The 16,668-nt window shown below is 74.1% G+C and carries 9 protein-coding genes; 2 read left to right on the top strand and 7 right to left on the bottom strand.

All coding sequences use genetic code 11. The features are described 5' to 3' along the window. Positions 1–40: 40 nt before the first annotated feature. The 7 genes from U874_RS0106955 to U874_RS0106985 form a co-directional block, all read right to left on the bottom strand. Positions 41–4,537, bottom strand: coding sequence for an Ig-like domain repeat protein (locus U874_RS0106955; RefSeq protein ID WP_025133818.1), 4,497 nt, complete (start codon positions 4,535–4,537; stop codon positions 41–43). Positions 4,538–4,693: 156 nt separating this feature from the next. Beyond that, a complete protein-coding gene (locus tag U874_RS0106960; protein ID WP_025133819.1) occupies positions 4,694–6,295 on the bottom strand; it encodes a hypothetical protein in 1,602 nt (533 codons plus the stop codon). Then, the gene (locus tag U874_RS0106965) at positions 6,292–7,872 is read right to left on the bottom strand and encodes an HtaA domain-containing protein (protein WP_025133820.1); all 1,581 of its coding nucleotides are present in this window, start codon (positions 7,870–7,872) and stop codon (positions 6,292–6,294) included. Before U874_RS0106965 ends, U874_RS0106960 begins: the two co-directional genes overlap by 4 nt. Further along, positions 7,869–8,903 carry a hypothetical protein gene (locus U874_RS0106970; protein WP_025133821.1) on the bottom strand — a complete coding sequence of 345 codons (1,035 nt, stop codon included), beginning with the start codon at positions 8,901–8,903 and terminating at the stop codon, positions 7,869–7,871. The genes U874_RS0106965 and U874_RS0106970 overlap by 4 nt, the downstream gene beginning before the upstream one ends. Continuing rightward, a complete protein-coding gene (locus U874_RS0106975; protein WP_232755883.1) occupies positions 8,900–9,781 on the bottom strand; it encodes a heme ABC transporter ATP-binding protein in 882 nt (293 codons plus the stop codon). The genes U874_RS0106970 and U874_RS0106975 overlap by 4 nt, the downstream gene beginning before the upstream one ends. Next, on the bottom strand, positions 9,778–10,896 hold the full coding sequence (locus tag U874_RS0106980) for an iron ABC transporter permease (protein ID WP_025133822.1): 1,119 nt from the start codon (positions 10,894–10,896) through the stop codon (positions 9,778–9,780). Before U874_RS0106980 ends, U874_RS0106975 begins: the two co-directional genes overlap by 4 nt. Beyond that, positions 10,893–11,981 (bottom strand): hemin ABC transporter substrate-binding protein, encoded by a 1,089-nt coding sequence (locus U874_RS0106985; protein ID WP_025133823.1) that lies wholly within the window; start codon positions 11,979–11,981, stop codon positions 10,893–10,895. Before U874_RS0106985 ends, U874_RS0106980 begins: the two co-directional genes overlap by 4 nt. Positions 11,982–12,160: 179 nt before the next feature. Between U874_RS0106985 and U874_RS14755 the strand changes: the two genes are divergently transcribed. Then, positions 12,161–15,919: a S8 family serine peptidase gene (locus U874_RS14755; RefSeq protein ID WP_025133824.1), complete on the top strand. Its 3,759-nt coding sequence runs from the start codon at positions 12,161–12,163 to the stop codon at positions 15,917–15,919. Beyond that, entirely contained in the window at positions 15,916–16,551 is a 636-nt protein-coding gene (locus U874_RS0106995; protein WP_025133825.1) for a class F sortase, read from the top strand. The genes U874_RS14755 and U874_RS0106995 overlap by 4 nt, the downstream gene beginning before the upstream one ends. The last annotated feature ends 117 nt before the right edge of the window (positions 16,552–16,668 follow it).

Raw genomic sequence — 16,668 nt, forward strand, 5'->3', positions numbered from 1 at the left:
GCGGGGTGGGGCGCCGGTGCGGCGCCCCACCCCTGGGGTGTTACTCGGCGTGCGCGGATCGACGTCGGCGGACGACGAGCGTCGCCCCCGCAGCGATCAGCAGCACGGCGCCGGCGGTCGCCGCGAAGGGCAGCGCCGCACCGGTGGTGGCGAGCCCGTTCGCGGGCTTCGCGCCGGGCTGGACGGAGCCGCCGACGGTCTCCGTCCCCGTTCCGGGCGTCGTGCCCGGGCCGTCCGTACCGGGCTCGGTTCCGGGCTCGGTTCCGGGCTCGGTTCCGGGCTCGGTTCCGGGCTCGGTCGGGGTGCGCTCGGTCACCGTGAGCGCGACCGGCTCGGTGACGACGGGGTCGCCCACGCCGTTCGAGACGACGACGCGCACCTCGGTGCCGCTCTGCGCGAGCGAGACCTGTGCGAGCACGAAGCTCGCACCAGTCGCGCCCGGCACGTCGACCCAGCCGTCGGCGGCGTCAGCGGGTGCCGCGAGCAGCGCTGCGCGCTGCGCGGCACCGTCCTGCGCGGTGACCTGCTCCGGCACGGCCGCGACGGGCACGCGCGTCTGCCACTGGAAGGTGGGCTCGGGCGTACCGCTCGCGGTGACGGTGAAGGTCGCGTCCGCGCCCTCGACCACGCGCTGAGCGGTCGGCGCCGCGTCCACCTGGGCGGCGCGCTTCGCGCGCACCTCGACCTCGACCGGCTCGGACTCGGCGGAGCCGAGCTCGTTCGTGGCGACGGCGCGGTAGCTGCCGGAGGCGGCGGGGTGCGCGGCGGGAATGGTGAGCGTCGCACCGGTCTGGCCGGGGATCGCGGTCCACTCGCCGTCGACGAGTCGCTGCCACTGGAGCGCGGGCGCGGGATCGCCGGCGGCGGCGGCGTTCAGCACGACGTCCTCGCCCTCGATCACGCGGGATCCGGCGCCCACCTCGACGGTGGGGGCGACGCCCGAGACGAAGCTGACGCCGATCGGGGCGCCCGCCTTCGTGCTGTCGGACGAGCTGCCCGACTGCAGGAAGTACGCGCGGACGTTGCTGTTCACGAAACGCAGGAACTGGTTCGTGAGCGTCGCCCCCGTGTACGTGCCGTTCCAGGTGCCCGCGGCGACCTGGCCCTCGAAGAGCGGCGCGACGGCGAACTCCGTCGCGGCCCCCGAGGTGCTCGGCTGCGCGCCGCGGAAGGTCTGCACGACCACCCGCTCGGGACCGTAGGGCTCGTCCACGCCGTCGAAGGCGCTGCCGAACCACATGCCGTCCACGGTCGCCGTGAGGTATCCGTCGCCCGCAGCGTTCATCACGAGCTGCGGATCGCGGAAGTTCCACTGCGGCAGCGTGCCCGAGGTGAGACGCACCGAGCCGGTGAAGTCGATGACGCGGTTGCCCGCGGCATCCTCGTGGCCCGTGCCGTTCGAGAACACGAACGCGCGGTTCGCGCGATCGGTCGCGCTCGGCTGCTCGGGCAGCGGCGCGAGCTCGACGTCGCCCTCGAGCACCTCCTTGCCCGGGCCCGAGCCGAAGCTCACGTAGTTCGCGACCGACCAGCGCAGCTCGGCGCCGGCGATCGTGCGGGCGGTCTCGCCCACCGCGATCTCGTCGACGGCGGGAGCGAGGTCTACGATGCGGAAGGTCCGCGCCGCCGAGGTCGAGGGCGTGAACGCCGCATCGTCAGCGGGCGTGAAGCTCGCCGTGATGCTGCGCGCGCCGCCTGCGAGCGCACGGGTGGTGAGCTCGGCCGCGCCATCGGCGACGGTCGCGGTCCCGAGGGAGGCACCGTCGGCGAAGAACTCGACCGTGCCCGCAGCCGCGGGGGTCACCGCGGCGCGGAGCCCGACGTCCTCACCGGCGAAGTGCACGGGGAGCGATGCCGTCGGCTGGGCGTCGACCGCGATCGCAGTCTCGGTCGCGGGGATCGCGGCCGAGACGTAGCTCACGCCGATCGGCGCGCCCGCCTTCGTGCTGTCGGACGAGCTGCCCGACTGCACGAAGTAGGAGCGCACGTTCGTGTTCACGAAGCGCAGGAACTGGTTCGTGAGCGTGGTGCCCGTGTAGGCGCCGTTCCACGTGCCCGCGGCGACCTGGCCCTCGAAGAGCGGCGCGACCGAGAAGCCGGTCACTCCGTCGGTCTCGACGGGCTCGGCGCCGACGAACGTCTGCACGACGATGCGCTCGGGGCCGTAGGGCTCGTCCTCGCCGTCGAAGGCGCTGCCGAACCACATGCCGTCCACGGTCGCGGTGAGGTAGCCGTTGCCCGCGGCGTTCATCACGAGCTGCGGATCGCGGAAGTTCCACTGTGGCAGCGAGCCCGAGGTGAGGCGCACCGCACCGTCGAAGTCGATGACGCGGTTGCCCGCGGCATCCTCGCGGCCCGTGCCGTTCGAGAACACGAACGCGCGCTTGGCACGCTCGATAGCCGTGGCCGCGTCGTCGACGGGGGCGAGCTCGACGTCGCCCTCGAGCACCTCCTTGCCGGGACCGGAGCCGAAGCTCACGTAGTTCGCGACCGACCAGCGCAGCTCGGCGCCGGAGATCTCACGGGCCGTGTCGCCCACCGCGATCTCGCTCACCGCGGGGGCGAGGTCGACGATCCGGAAGACGCGAGCGCCCGAGATGGACGGTGCGAACTCGGCGGCGTCCGCGGGCGTGAAGCCCGCGGTGATGCTGCGCGCGCCGCCCGCGAGGGTCTGCGTCACGAGCTCCGCGGCGCCGTCGGTGACGGTGGCGGAGCCGAGCGAGGCGCCATCGGCGAAGAACTCGATCGTTCCCGCGGCCGCGGGAACGACGGTCGCGCGCAGCGCGACGTCCTCACCGGCGAAGTGGCGCGGGTAGTCGGCCGCGGGCTGCGCGTCAACGGCCGTCACGGTCGCGGTCGCCGCGGCGACGGTCACCGTCAGCGTGGCGACCGAGGAGGTCGCAGTGCCCGCGGTGTTCGTCGCGACGAGCCGGAAGCGGTCGCCGCTCTGTGCGGCCGTGGCGTCGGCGACCGTGAGGGTTGCGGAGGTCGCGCCGGCGATGTCGGCGAAGTCCTCGCTGCCCGCCGCGGCGCGCTGCCACTGGAGCTCGGGCTCGGGGGTCCCCGAGACCGTGGCCGTGAAGCGCGCCTCAGCGCCCTCGTCGACCGTCACGCTCTCCGGCTGCCCGGCGAACACGGGCGCGATGCCCGCGGTCTGCTCGGCGAACTGCACCGGGGTGAACACCTCGACGCCGCCCGAGCGCTGGCCGTGCGCGCCAATCGTCATGAAGCCGCACTGCGTGCCCTCGGCGAGGCAGTCGATCGTGCGTCCCGCCTGCGAGGTGAACTTCGCCCCGGGGATCGCGTGCTCCGTCAGCGTCCAGTTGCCGTCGGCGTCCATGAACGGCATGCCGGGCTCGGTGGTGCTGCCCGGGTAGTTCACCATGAGCTGGTACACCCCGGCCTCGCCGGCGTAGTCGTAGTTCACACCGCTCACGCCGCGCTTCGTCGGCGCCCAGCTGCCCGGGTCCGTCGCGTCCTTCAGCGTGATCGCACCGAAGAGCGTGTACGCGCCGCCGAAGCTCGCGCCGGCGTCCGAGGTGGTCGCGTAGTTCTTGCCCGTGAGGGTGACCGTCTGCGAGCCGTCGGCCGCGAGGCCCTGGCCCGGGGTCACCGTGAGGCTCGGCTGCGGCTGCCCGGCGGCCTGGTTGACGCCGTAGCCGGTCGTCGCACCGGGAGTGCCCGGCGTGCCGGGGTTCTCGCCGCCGGAGTCCGCCGTGACCGTGAGCGCAGCCGCGGAGGAGGTCGCCTCGCCCGCGGAGTTCGTCACGACCGCGCGGAAGCGCGCGCCCGAGTCCGCGACCGCGGTCTCGGCGATGACGAGGGTCGAGTCGGTCGCGTCCGCGATGTCGGCGAAGGCGTCGGAGCCGGCGGCTGCGCGCTGCCACTGCACGGTCGGCGCGGGCGTGCCGCTCGCGGTGACCGAGAAGCGGGCCTCCGCACCGGCCGTCACGGCGACGTCCGTGGGCTGCGCCGTGATGGCGGGGGCGACCGTCGCGACGGGCTCGGCGAAGCCGATCCCGACGTAGGCCTCGCTGCCGGCGTTCACACGGCCGTGCGCGCCGAAGGAGAAGAAGCCGCAGCCGTTGCCCGCAAGGCAGTCGACGGTGCCGCCGAAGAAGCTCGGGAACTGCGAGCCGGGCACGGAGACGGACATCGTCCAGTTCCCCGAGGCGTCCATCTCGGAGTCCGCGACGTCGCCGTCGGCCGAGCCGTTCGCCACGACGAGGCGGGGCACGCCGTAGACGTAGTCGCCGTCGTGGCCGCTGAGGCCGCCCTGGCTGCGACGCCACTGCTCGGGCGTCTCGGGCGAGAGGTTCTCCCCCAGGCCGACGTAGATCGGCTTCGTGGGGTCGTAGTTGAAGCCGCGCACCGTGACGGTGCTCGCACCGCTCGGGTCGAGCTCGGTGCCGGGCGTCACGGTCATGTAGGCCGAGGTGTCCGAGTACGGGGTGCCGGTGACGGGCTCGCCGGGCGCTGCGAGCGCCGGCGTCACGCCGAAGCTCGACAGCACCAGTGCGGCGGTCGCGCTGAGCACGACTCCCGTGGCGCCGGCGCGCCGAGAGCCCGGGGCTCTCATCCGCGTGTCTCTCATGGTGTGGTGTTCCTCTCCGTGGGTGGTGGCGCGTGGCGCCGGATCAGGGGTCGGGGTGCGTTCCCGGCCCGGAGGCGGTCCCGGGGCTCCGGGACCGAGCTAGATGCGCGACGGTCCGTCGCCGCGGCGGGTGCGCAGGAGGAGCGCGCCGCCGAACAGGCCGATGCTCAGCAGCAGCACGCCGCCGATCAGCGCCGTCCGCGCCGTGTCGTCCGCGCCGGTCGCCGCGAGGCCGCCGTTCACGCCGAGTCCGGCGGCGCGCTGGGCGTTCGCCGCGGGGGCCGGGGTGCCGGTCGCGCGGGGCGGGGTCGGCGTGGCCGTTCCGGGGACGACGGGCGGGGTGGTGCCCGGTCCGCCCGTTCCGGGGGTGCCGGGTCCGGTAGGCGGCGTGCCCGCGGCGTCCTGCCCGCCGAAGAAGATCGGCACGTAGGCCTCGTTCGCCGCCGCGACCTTGCCGTGGGCTCCGAACGAGAAGATGCCGCAGTACGCCGTGGCGCAGTCGATCGTGCCGCCGAAGAAGCTCGTGATGTCCTTGCCGGGAATCGTGACGGTCAGCCGCCAGGTGCCGTCGGCGCCGATCTCCGCGTCGGCGACGTCCGCGTCGGCGGAGCCGTTCGCCACGACGAGACGCGGCACGCCGTAGTCGTAGTCGGCGTCCGGCCCGCTTTGGCCGCCCGTGCTGCGGCGCCACTCCTCGGGGGCGCCGTGGTTGGCGAGCGCCCCGACGCCGACGTAGATCGGCTTCGCCGGATCGTACCCCGTGCCCGAGATGACGATCTCGCTCGCGTCGGCGCAGGGCAGGTATCGCCCGGGCGAGACACTCAGCACAGCGGAGGTGCCGGAGAGCGCGGTGCCCGTCACGGTGCGCTCCGCACCGGCGGGCGCCTCGGTGACGAGGCAGGGGTCGCTCGTTCCCGGCCCCGTACCCGGGTCGGTTCCCGGATCCGTGCCAGGGTCAGTACCGGGGTCGGTCCCGGGCTCCGTGCCCGGATCGGTGCCGGGGTCGGTCCCGGGCTCCGTCCCCGGGCCGGTTCCGGGATCGGGGGTCTGGCCGGCGAAGTACACGGGCGTGAACACCTCGACACCGCCGGAGCGCTGGCCGTGCGCGCCGATCGTCATGAAGCCGCACTGCGTGCCCTCGGCGAGGCAGTCGATCGGGTGCCCCGCCTGCGAGGTGAACCTCGCGCCCGGGATCGCGTGCTCCGGGAGCGTCCAGTTCCCCGCGGCGTCCATGTAGGGCATGCCGGGCTCGGTGGTATTGCCCGGGTAGTTCACCATGAGCTGGTAGAGCCCGGCCTCGCCGGCGTAGTCGTAGTGCGTGCCGCTCACGCCGCGCTTCGTCGGCGCCCAGCTGCCGGGATCGCCCGGATCCTTCAGCGTGATCGCACCGAAGAGCGTGTAGGCGCCGCCCACCGTCCCGCCGGAGCCGGAGGTCGTGGCGTAGTGCTCGCCCGTGAGGCTCACCGTGCTCGGGGCATCGGGATCGAGGTCGACCGCGGGGGTCACCGTGAGCCGCGGCTGGGGCTGCCCGGCCTTCTGGTTCACGCCGAGCCCGGAGGAGGATCCGCTCGGCGCGACGGGCGCGGCCGAGGCGATCCCGGCGCCGCCGGCGGTCAGGATCCCCGCGAGCACGATCCCGGCGGCGGCCCGGAGCGCGGTCCGGGCGCCGGGCCGGGGCGGAGTGAGGAGTGACGTCGTCATGCGGAGGCTCCGTTCTGAGCGGGTGCGGGCCGCGCGGCGGCGCGGCGTGAGGTGCGGAAGATGAGGGCGCCGCCGAGCGCGCCCGCGCTGAGCAGGAGCGCGCCGCCGAAGAGGGCGAGCCGTGCGAGTTCGGGATCCCCCGCTGCGAGCAGCCCGCCGTTCACGCCGAGTCCGCCGCCGGCGCCACCGCCAGCGGGGACGGCGTTCGGGTTCGCGCTCACGGGTGCGGTTGCGGGGAGCTCGGGCTTCGCGCCGCCCGTCTCCTCGGCGGTGTCCGTGAAGTACACGGGTACGAAGATCTCGCCCTGCGCGTTCGTCTTCCCGTGAGCACCGATCAGGAGCACACCGCACTGCATCGTGTAGCAGTCGACGTCCATGCCCTGCTGGCTCTCGAAGCGCGATGCGAGGATCGGCAGTTCCATCTCGAAGGAGCCGTCCGCGGCGAGCGTGGGGAAGCCGGGGACGGTCGTGTTGCCCGGGTAGCTCACCATGCTCTGGTAGGTGCCCTGCGGCTCGATGTCCTGCGAGTAGGTGAAGGTGCGTCCCGAGACGCCACCGCTTCCCGGGCCCCAGTTGGCCCCCGCGGCGGGATCGACCCAGCCGAAGAGCACGTAGAGGCCGCCGAAGTTCGTGCCATCGGCACCGAGCGTCGGGAACCCGGTGCCGCGGAGCGTGACCCGCTGGTCCCGGTCGCCCAGCCCGTAGGCGGGGCTCACCGTGAGCTCGGCGCCGAACGCGTTCCGCGCGGAGTTGCTCCCGTGCGGGGCGCCCGTGCCGCCGGCGCCGGGGCCGACCGGGGTGGGCTTCGGCGTGGGGCCCGGATCGGTTCCGGGCTCGGTGCCCGGCCCGGGCGTTCCCGGCTCGGGGTCCGGGGTGCCGGGCTGCGCGACGGTCAGGGCGAGCGCGAAGGGATCCGTGTAGGCGTTGTCGCCGCCGTAGGTCGCCTGCCCGTCCATCCGGGGCAGGTGATTCGCGCCGATCTCCTCGGGGAAGGCGCCCTCACCGCTCGTGATCTCCGCCGCGCCGTCGACGACGCGCACGGGGTCGCTGCCCTCGAGCGGGAAGGTGGCGAGCACGAGGTCGTCGGTGCGGCCCGGAGTGCCGAAGCTCTCGCGCATGTCGACCGTGAGCGTCGCCACGCCACCTGCGATGTCGAGGCGGAGCGCTTCGAAGTGCAGCCAGGCCTGGGAGAAGCCGTGCATGTGGAGTCGCCCGGAGAAGCTCAGGCTCGCGGTATCCGTCGCCGCATCGACCCATCCGGAGGCCACGGGGAACGCGGCGGCCGGCTGGCCCTTCCGGTAGCGCGCGCCATCATAGGCGGCGACGTAGCCCTCGGTGTGACCGAAGTTCTCGAGGTAGTTGCGGATCGAGGTGCGCACGCCCCACTCGAGTTCGCCACCCGTGACCGCAGTCGCTCCGGCCGGGATGCTCTGGGCCGGGGCGTCCGTCACCGCGGTCGGCTTCGGCGCGGCGGCGTCGAGCGCGGAGGCCGCGCTCGCGGGCGCGAAGAGCGCCAGCGGGGCGAGGAGCGCCGTCGCGATGCCGAGCGCGAGCCGCGCGGGTGCGCCGCGGCTCATCGCTCGGCCCCCGCGCGGAGTGCGGCGCTCGCGCCGCCCGTGATGGTGCCCTCGGCCGGTGCCGGAGCGGCTCCGCGCCGCGCGCGGCCCCGCTTCACCGCGACGAGCACGATCGCGACGCCGAGCGCGAGCACCGCCGCGCCGAGCACCCCGATCACGGCCCAGGTGAGCGCCGAGTTCTCGGCTTCGGCCGGGGCGGCCGCCGTGGCGGCGTCCGCTGCGCGGACCTCCCCCTCGGCGGGAGCGGCTGCGGCGGTCTCCCCCGCCTCGGCCGCACCGGGGACCTCGATCCGCGTCGCGGCGTCGTTCGTTCCCGCTGCCCCGGTTCCGGCGGATCCGCCGCCCCCGAAATCGCTCATGGTGCCCGAGCCGGCCTGCAGCTGGCCATCGGCTGCGGCGAAGCTCACGGGGGTGAAGGACTCGTTGTTCGCGTTGATGAGGCCGTGCGCGCCGATCGTGATGATGCCGCACTGCACCTGGAGGCAGTCGATCTCCTGGCCGGCGCCCTGCGCCCCCTCGTGCGGGTTCCCGAAGCTCGCCGTGAACTTCGAACCCGGGATCGTCATCTGGGTGCTCCACGCACCGTTCGCGTCGATCTGCCCGTTCGCCTCGCTCGCGGAGCTGCCGCCCTGGAATGCGACAAGGAGGCGGGATCCGTCGGTGCCCGCGTACGCGAAACTCTCCCCCGAGCGGCCGCCCTGGCTCGGTGCCCAGGCGTTCGTCGTCGGGTCCGCGACCGCGCCGAAGAACACGTAAACGCCGCCTGGCGCGTTCGGCTGGTACTGGAATCCGCTGCCGCTGAGCGTCACGGTGGTCGGCCCGTCCGCTGCGGGCGCCGGGGCGACGTCCACGCGGGAGGCCGCCTGCGCCGGGGCCGTGCCGAGCGCCAGCGGAGCGACCGCGAGGAACGGCAGGAGCAGCGCCGCGGCGAGGCGGCGGCCCGGCCGCGACCGTGGCGCTCGGGGCACCGCGGCGCTCGGGGCTCCGGCGCGGGAGGGCACGGCGCCGTGCGGGGATGGGAGCGCGGTCATGGAGTGGTCCTCTCACTGGATCGGGGGTCGTGCGCCGCGGGCGGCGCGGCGTCGTCGTCGGGGAATCGGACGGGGGTGATCGCGAGCGCACCGTCGGCGTCTCGCGCCACCCGCACCGGGTGGCGATACACCTCGCTCAGCAGCTCGGGGGTGAGCACCTCAGCGGGTGCGCCCCACGCGCGCATGGCGCCGTCGGCGAGGAGCAGCACCCGGTCGCTGTAGGCCGCGGCGGCCGCGAGGTCGTGGAGCACGACCACGACCGCGCTCCCCTGCCGCGCCGTGCGCCGCGCGATGGCGAGCACCTGCTCCTGATAGTTGATGTCGAGCGCCGCGGTCGGCTCGTCGAGGAGGAGGAGCCCCGTGCGCTGCGTCATCGCGCGAGCGAGCGCGACCCGGGCGCGCTCGCCGCCCGACAGGGAGGTGTAGGTGCGCTCGGCGAAGCGGAACGTGTCCGAGCGGAGGAGCTCCTCCGCGATGATCCGGTCGTCCTCCTCGACGGAGGTGATCGCGCGCCAGGGCGCGCGCCCCATCTTCACGATGTCGACCACCGGGAACGGGAAGCTCACGGAGTTGTTCTGCCGGAGCACGGCGCGGCGGAGCGCGAGCTCGCGGCTCGGCCAGTCGTGCACCTCGCGCCCGACGAGCTCGACGGACCCGCCGTAGGCGTGATCCCCCGCGAGCGCGCCGAGGAGCGTCGATTTCCCTGCACCGTTCGGGCCGAGGATCGCGAGTACCTCGCCGGCGCGCACGTCGAAGTCGACGCCGGAGACGATCCGGGTTCCGCCGAGGGTCACCGACACCCCCGCGGCGCGGAGCACGATCTCACCGCGCGGAACCGGGGCGGGCAGCCGCGGGGCGCGGCGGGACAGGGGGCTCACAGCCAGCCTCCGTTCTTCCGCGAGGTCGCGCGGATGAGGAAGAAGAAGAACGGTCCGCCGATGATCGCGGTGAGCATGCCGAGCGGCAGCTCCGCGTAGGGCACGGCCGTTCGGGCGAAGGTGTCCGCGACGACGAGCAGGAGCGCACCGCCGAGGGCGCTCGCCGGGATGAGCACGCGGTGCCCCGGTCCGACGATCATGCGGATGACGTGGGGCACGACGAGCCCGACGAAGCCGATGATGCCGGCGAACGCCACGGCCGCAGCGGTGAGCACTGAGACGATCATGATCGCGCCGATGCGCAACCGCTCGATGTTGAGGCCAAGGTGCCTGGCCGCGTCGTCGCCGAGGCTCAGCAGGTCGAGCTTGCCCGCGATCCCGAGCGCAAGGGCGAGGCCCAGGAGGACGAGCGGGAGCACCGTCGCGACCTGCGGCCAGAGCGAGCCGGCGAGGCTGCCCATCTGCCAGAACACGATCTGCTCGCGCTGGTTCATGTCGGCCGCGAAGGTCATGAGGGCGAGGGCCGCGCCGCCGAAGGCGTTGACGGCGACGCCGACGAGGATCAGGGTGATCACCCGCGTCTTCCCGCCGGAGCGGGAGATCGAGTAGATGAGGAGCGAGGTGGCCACGCCCGTGACGAAGGCGCCGACGGGGATCGCGAGGCTCGAGCCCGCGGCGAGTCCCGTGACGATCATGAGGCTCGCGCCGACGGCTGCGCCCGAGGAGACGCCGATGATGCCGGGATCGGCGAGCGGGTTGCCGAACACGCCCTGCATGATCGCGCCGGAGGACGAGAGCGCCATGCCGACGAGGACGGCGAGCGCGACGCGCGGGAAGCGCACCTCCCACAGTGCGGCGTCCGCGTTCGGGTGCGCGGCCTCAGCGCCGCAGGCGAGCCCCGCCTTGCGGCAGAGCGAGCCGATCACCTCGACCACGGGGATCTGCATCTGCCCGAGCGCGGCCGCGAGGAGCGTGGCGACGACGAGGCCGATCCCGAGCACGAGGAAGAGCAGGGTGACCCGGCCGCGCTTCGGTCGCGGGAGCGCGGTCTCCCCGTAGTCGAGCACCCGCGGCAGCTCGGGCAGCGCGACGGGGCCGGTCTCGACGCGGCTCATGCGCCCGCCTCCTCGGGGAGCTCGACCGTGTCGAGGTCGACGTGGTAGATCGCCTCGGCGAGCGCCGTGAGCACGTCGGGCGTGCGGGGACCCCAGGTGAACATCTCGTAGTCGCTCATGTCGACCACGCGGCGCCGCTCGCCCGCGGGTGTCTGCGCGACGCCCGGGACGGCGAGCAGGCCGTCGATCCCGCCGACCGATTCGAGCCCCAGCGTGAGCATGAGGATCAGATCCGGCTCGAGATTCATGAGCCCCTCGGCGGTGAGGTTGCCGCTCGTCCAGTTCTCCTGGCCGGCGACGTCGATCGCCCCGAGCTGCTCGATGAGCACGCCCGCGATCCCCGTGGACCCGTCGGGGTTGTTGCCGTACATGTAGTACACCCCGGCGCGGCCGCGCATGTAGAGGAAGACGGTGCGCACACGATCCGCCTCGGCGCTCGGCGCGACCGCCGCGATCCGCGCGATCGTGTCGTCGAGCCGCTGCGTGAAGTCGGCAACGTAGCGCTCGCCGAGCTCGGGCACGCCCAGCGCCCCCGCGACGTCGCCGATCAGCCGGGGAATATCATCGATGTCTTTCGCGCCGTCGAAGAACACGACCGGGATCCCGGCGTTGCGCATCTGCAGCTGCACATCGTAGGGGCCGACGGAGTAGTCCGTGAGGATCAGTGTCGGGTTGAGGTCGAGGATCGACTCGGCGTTGAGCGTGTGGTTGTCCATCACGAGCGGCAGGTGCTTCGCGGACTCCCACCCGGTGGTGAGGTCGCGGCCCACCACGTTGGGGCCGAAGCCGAGTGCCCAGACCACGGACGCGAGGCTCCCCGTGCCGTCGAGCGCGAGGATCCGGCTCGTGTCGGTGATCTCCACGGCGACGTCGTCGAGCCCCGTGAAGGTGACGGGCAGCTCGGGCCGCGGGTCGTCGGTGATGGCCTCGATGTCCGGGCTGTCGAGCAGCGCGGTCTCGGGGCCCTCCAGGAAGCGGGGGCTCTCGGCCGCTGCGAGCGCGCGGTCCGCGATCTTCGGCGAGTCACCGAAGACGAGGGCGCAGCCCGCGAGGTTCGCGGCGAGAAGCGCGGCGAGTGCGGCCACGCCAAATCGAAGGGTGCGGGCTGAGCGCCCGCCGTTGACGAAAAACACGAAGGTTAGGCTAACATTACTTAGGTCAGATGTTCAATCTTTCGCATTACCTAACCTCCATCAGATGTTAGCGCGGATGCGGACGCTCCGGCGACCCTCCCGTGCACGCGCGTAGATTCCGAGAGCCGATCTTGCCCTTCCTCCCCCGCCTCCGCTTCACCCGCCACCGCCGCCCCCTCGCCGCAGCAGCGGCAGGCGCACTCGCCGTCGCCGTCGCCCTGAGCGGCGCCGTCGGCTTCGCGCAGTTCGCCCCCGCGGGAAGCCCGAGCGCCGCGGGCACCGCTCCGCTCGGCGCTGACTCCGGACCTGCGGAGATCGCGCCCGAGCTCGCGGCGGCGTTCACGGGCGCCGAACGGGACGGCAAGGATCCCGAGGGCACGGATCGGAAGCAGACGGATCCGGAGCGAACGACTCCCGGCGCCGGAGACGAGGCGGACCGGGACGCTGCCAGTGGGGGCGCTACCGATGGAGACGCTGCCGATCGGGACACTGCGGGCCCGAGCGCGGACGGCCCCGCGGCGCCCGATGCGAGCGGCGGCCCGGATGCGAGCGGCGACGCCGCCCCGTGGCTCGACCCCGAGACGGGCGCGGCCGAGATCCTGATCCGCTTCGCCGACGCCGGCATCGAGCCCGGCGCCGAGGGCGATCCCGCCACCGCGGCCGCTTCCCTGCAGCGCGGCGCCGACGCGGCGCTCAGCCTCGCGGAGCCGGGCCTCGCCGCGCTGGAGGAGCGCGGCGCGATCCGTGTGCTCAATCGGTTCTGGATCGCGGCTGCCGTGCTCGTCTCCGCCGAGCCCACGCCCGAGACGCTCGCCGCGCTCGCGGCGCTCCCGGGCGCGGAGACCGTCGCCCCGAACGGCGAGGTCACCCCGCTCGACACCCCCGAGGCTCCCGAGCCGGTGGCCGATCCGAGTGCGCTCTCACGCACCGTCGACGGTGACGGCGTGCCCGTCACCTACGGCCTGGCCGGGATCCACGCGCCCGAGGCCTGGGCGCAGTACGGCGCAACGGGCCGCGGGGTCCGCGTCGCCGTGCTCGATACGGGCATCGACCCCACGCATCCCGACCTCCGCGACCGCATCGCGACCGTCGACCCGCACGATCCGCTCTTCCCCGGCGGATGGATCCACCTCGACCGCACGGGAACGGCGCGCGCGAAGCGTCCCGCGGACCCGGCCACCCACGGCACGCACGTCGCGGGCACCGTGCTCGGCGGCGACGCTTCGGGCACCCGTATCGGCGTTGCCCCCGACGCGGAGCTCATGGCGGTCAACGCGATCAGCGACGGCAGCAGCGACGCGAAGATCCTCGCGGCGATCGAGTGGACACTCGCGCCGTACGACGCGAGCGGGGCCCCCGCGGGCCGAGCCGCCGACGTGATCAACATGTCGCTCGGCGTCAGCAACTCGTACAACGACTTCCTCCTCGAGGTGCTGCACCGGGTGCGGCAGGCCGGCGTGTTCGCCGCGGTCGCCGTGGGCAACGACGGCGACAAGATGCCGGGCTGCATCTCGAACCCGAGCTCCTCGGCCGATGTCTTCGCGGTCGGCATGACGAACGCCGAGCGCACGGTCGATCCGCGCTCCTGCGGCGGGACCACGCGGTGGAGCTCCGGCGTCGCCGAGCGCTTCGGCTGGCCGAGCGGGGAGTTCACGAAGCCCGACGCGTCCGCCCCCGGCGTCGACATCGTCTCCTCCGTGCCGGGCGGCGGTTGGGGCCGCTCCTCCGGCACCTCGATGGCGACCCCGCACGTCGCCGGCGCGGTCGCGGCGCTGCGCTCGGCGCAGCCCGGCCTCACGGTCGCGCAGATGGAGGACGCGCTCGAGTCGACCGCCTGGCACCCGAACGGTTCGCCCGCGAGCGGCGACACCCGGTACGGCGCGGGCATCATCGACCTCGCGGCGGCCGTAGCCGCGGTGCGGGGCGACACCGGGATCACGGTGACAATCACCGACGCGACGAGTGGCGAGCCGCTCCCCGACGTGACCGTCGACTACGGCGAGCGCGGCGAGACCTGGCTGAGCGACGGGAACGGCCAGGTTCGCGCCTCGCTGCCGGCGGGCGCTTACACGCTCGGCTTCTCGGCGTTCGGCTACGCCGGCGCGACGCGCGAGATCGAGGTCTCCGACGCAGGATTCGGTTCCCTCGAGCTCGCGCTCGATCCCCTCACGACGGGCTCGGTCTCGGGCACCGTCGTCTCGGCGGGATCCGGCGCGCCCCTCCCCGGCGTGCTCGTCTCCCTCGCGGGGGCGGGGCTCAGCGCGACGACCGACGCCTCCGGCGCCTACCGGATCACGGGCGTCCCCGTGGGCGCGCACCGCTTCCGCGCCGCGCTCGACGCCCACGCGACCGCCACCTCGCCCTCGGCCGAGGTGCTGCCCGTCGCCGACGCCGACACCGTCGTCGATTTCCGCCTCTCGCCGTTGCCGACCGTGCTCGTGCTCGGCGACCAGACCGGGCGAACGGTCGAGCTGCTGAACGGACAGGATCTCGTGGCCACGGGCATGGACGAGCTCCCGGCCGACCCCCGCGCCCTCGGCGCCTACGACGCCGTCGTCTGGGACGACCCCGGCGCCGTCGACGCGCCTCGCCTCACGGCCGCGATCCAGGCGGCCGACGCCGCGGGAACCGGCATCGTCTGGCTCGATCTCGGCGCCACCGAGACCTCCGGCATCGCGTCGCTGCAGGCGCGCACGGGCTCCCCGAAGCAGCGCACGGGCGGCGTCGACGCGACGGCACTCGCCACGGGATACCGGATCTGGGCCGAAGCGGATCACCCGCTGTTCGCCCCCGGCAACATCGCGACGGGCGAACTGATTCAGGGCAGCATGGTGCTCCAGGACACCCGCCGCGACGCGGAGAAGTTCGTCTCCTCCTTCGACGGGCTGACGAGCGGAACGGCGCGCGTCCTCGCGCACACGATCACCCGCGAGCAGGACGGCGCCGAGGTGCGGGTCGACGATCACGGCCCGGGCATCGCGGTCGACGAGCGCGAGGGCGCTCGCCACGCCTACCTCGCCCTGCACGGCAGCCACGCGGCCTCCGACGCGCGCACCTGGTCCGCCGCGGGTCAGCAGATCCTCGTCAACGCAGCGAACTGGGTCGCCGGATCAGCCGCGCAGCTCCCCGAGGAGCCCGAGCAGCCGGAGCCCAAGCCGCCCGTCACCCCGACGAAGCCCGTGAACCCCGGCACGAAGCCCCCCGTCACGCCCGGCGGCGAGCTACCGAAGCCGTCCCCGGGCACCACCGATCCCGAGCAGCCGACCGTACTGGGCTCGCTCCCCGCGGCCGCGCCGGCAGGCTCGGGATCCGGATCGGGATCCGGCAGCCTCCGCGCCCCGTCCGCTCAGGCCACGCCGAAGCCCGAGTTCACGCCGAAGGCGCCCGTCGCGACGCAGAACCTCCTCACCTCCGCGAACGCGGGCGGCGTCACCGTGCGCGTCGCCGACGGGATCGCGCACCTCACCGTGCCGGAGAGCGCGCCCGGCGACTGGTTCTACCTGCACGTCTACCCCAGCAAGACCGCGGTCGACTGGATCCGCGTGAACGACTCGGGCGAACTCCGCATCGACGTGACGAGCCTCCGGGACGGGAGCTACCGCTTCGCGCTCACCGACGTCGAACGCCGGCTCGCCGGGTGGACCGAGGTGCGGATCGGCACGGGGAACTCGGCGCCCACGGCCGAGCGCGCGCTCACGGACGTGGCCACCCCGATCCCGGCGGCGGTCGTCGACCCGGGCTTCCGCCTCACCCCCACCGAGCAGCTCATGCTCCTCGGCGCCGCGCTGCTCCTCCTCGCCGCGGCCGGAGTCGTCCTGCTCGGGCTCCGCACGCCCGCGGGGGCCGGCCAGGAACCGTCGAGCGGCGCGGGCTCGGGCGGCGACGCGTGAGCGCCCCGGGCCGCCGGGCCCTCGTGGGCGTCCTCGCCGGAGTGACGGCGCTCGCCGTCGCCGGCGGGGTCGCGCTCGTCGGGCTCGGGGCGTGGCGGCTCGCCGCGCCCCCGGCGCACGCGACGGCCGAGCGCGTCGCGGTCGAGCACGTGGGCGCCGAGCTCCCCGAGGTGCCGGCCGCTCCCCCGTCCGAGCTCTCGATCCCCGCCATCGGCTTCGCGGCGCCCGTCGCCCCGCTCGCGATCGGCGCGGCGAGCGTGCTCGACCCGCCGACCGCGGAGGACGTCTTCTGGCTCACCGACTTCGGCGCGCCGGGCGCCGGGAGCGACAACACGGTGTTCCTCATCGGCCACACCTCCGCCGACGGCCGGGCCGTGTTCGACCCGCTCGTCGACCGGGCGGCGGGAACGACGACCGCGCTGCCGGGCGACGAGGTGCTCGTGGAGACGGCGGGCGGCACCGTCGCTTACGAGATCGTCGCGACCGAGCGGCACGACAAGACCGCGCTCGCCGAGCTCGCGAGCGTGTGGGAGAACGTGCCCGGCCGGCTCGTCATCATCACCTGCCTGTTCCAAGCGGATCGGGATCTCGCCCCCGACAACATCGTGGTGTTCGCCCGCGCCGTCGCGTAGCCCCTACGGCGCCTGCCCTGTCGCGCAGCTCTGCGGCGCCTCCGCCGTGCCGGGTGTGCCTCCCCGATCCGGCCCCCGCGGAGCGATAGGCTGACGAGCGTCGCATCGGCAGAGTGT

Origin of the sequence: Leucobacter sp. PH1c (assembly GCF_000633415.1) — a bacterium.
In the GTDB taxonomy this organism is placed as follows: domain Bacteria; phylum Actinomycetota; class Actinomycetes; order Actinomycetales; family Microbacteriaceae; genus Leucobacter.

Bases quoted from the DNA above. Each gene is read 5' to 3' on its own strand.
- U874_RS0106980 (WP_025133822.1), bottom strand. From the start codon at position 10,896: ATGAGCCGCGTCGAGACCGGCCCCGTCGCGCTGCCCGAGCTGCCGCGG.
- U874_RS0106960 (WP_025133819.1), bottom strand. From the start codon at position 6,295: ATGACGACGTCACTCCTCACTCCGCCCCGGCCCGGCGCCCGGACCGCG.
- U874_RS0106965 (WP_025133820.1), bottom strand. From the start codon at position 7,872: ATGAGCCGCGGCGCACCCGCGCGGCTCGCGCTCGGCATCGCGACGGCG.
- U874_RS0106970 (WP_025133821.1), bottom strand. From the start codon at position 8,903: ATGACCGCGCTCCCATCCCCGCACGGCGCCGTGCCCTCCCGCGCCGGA.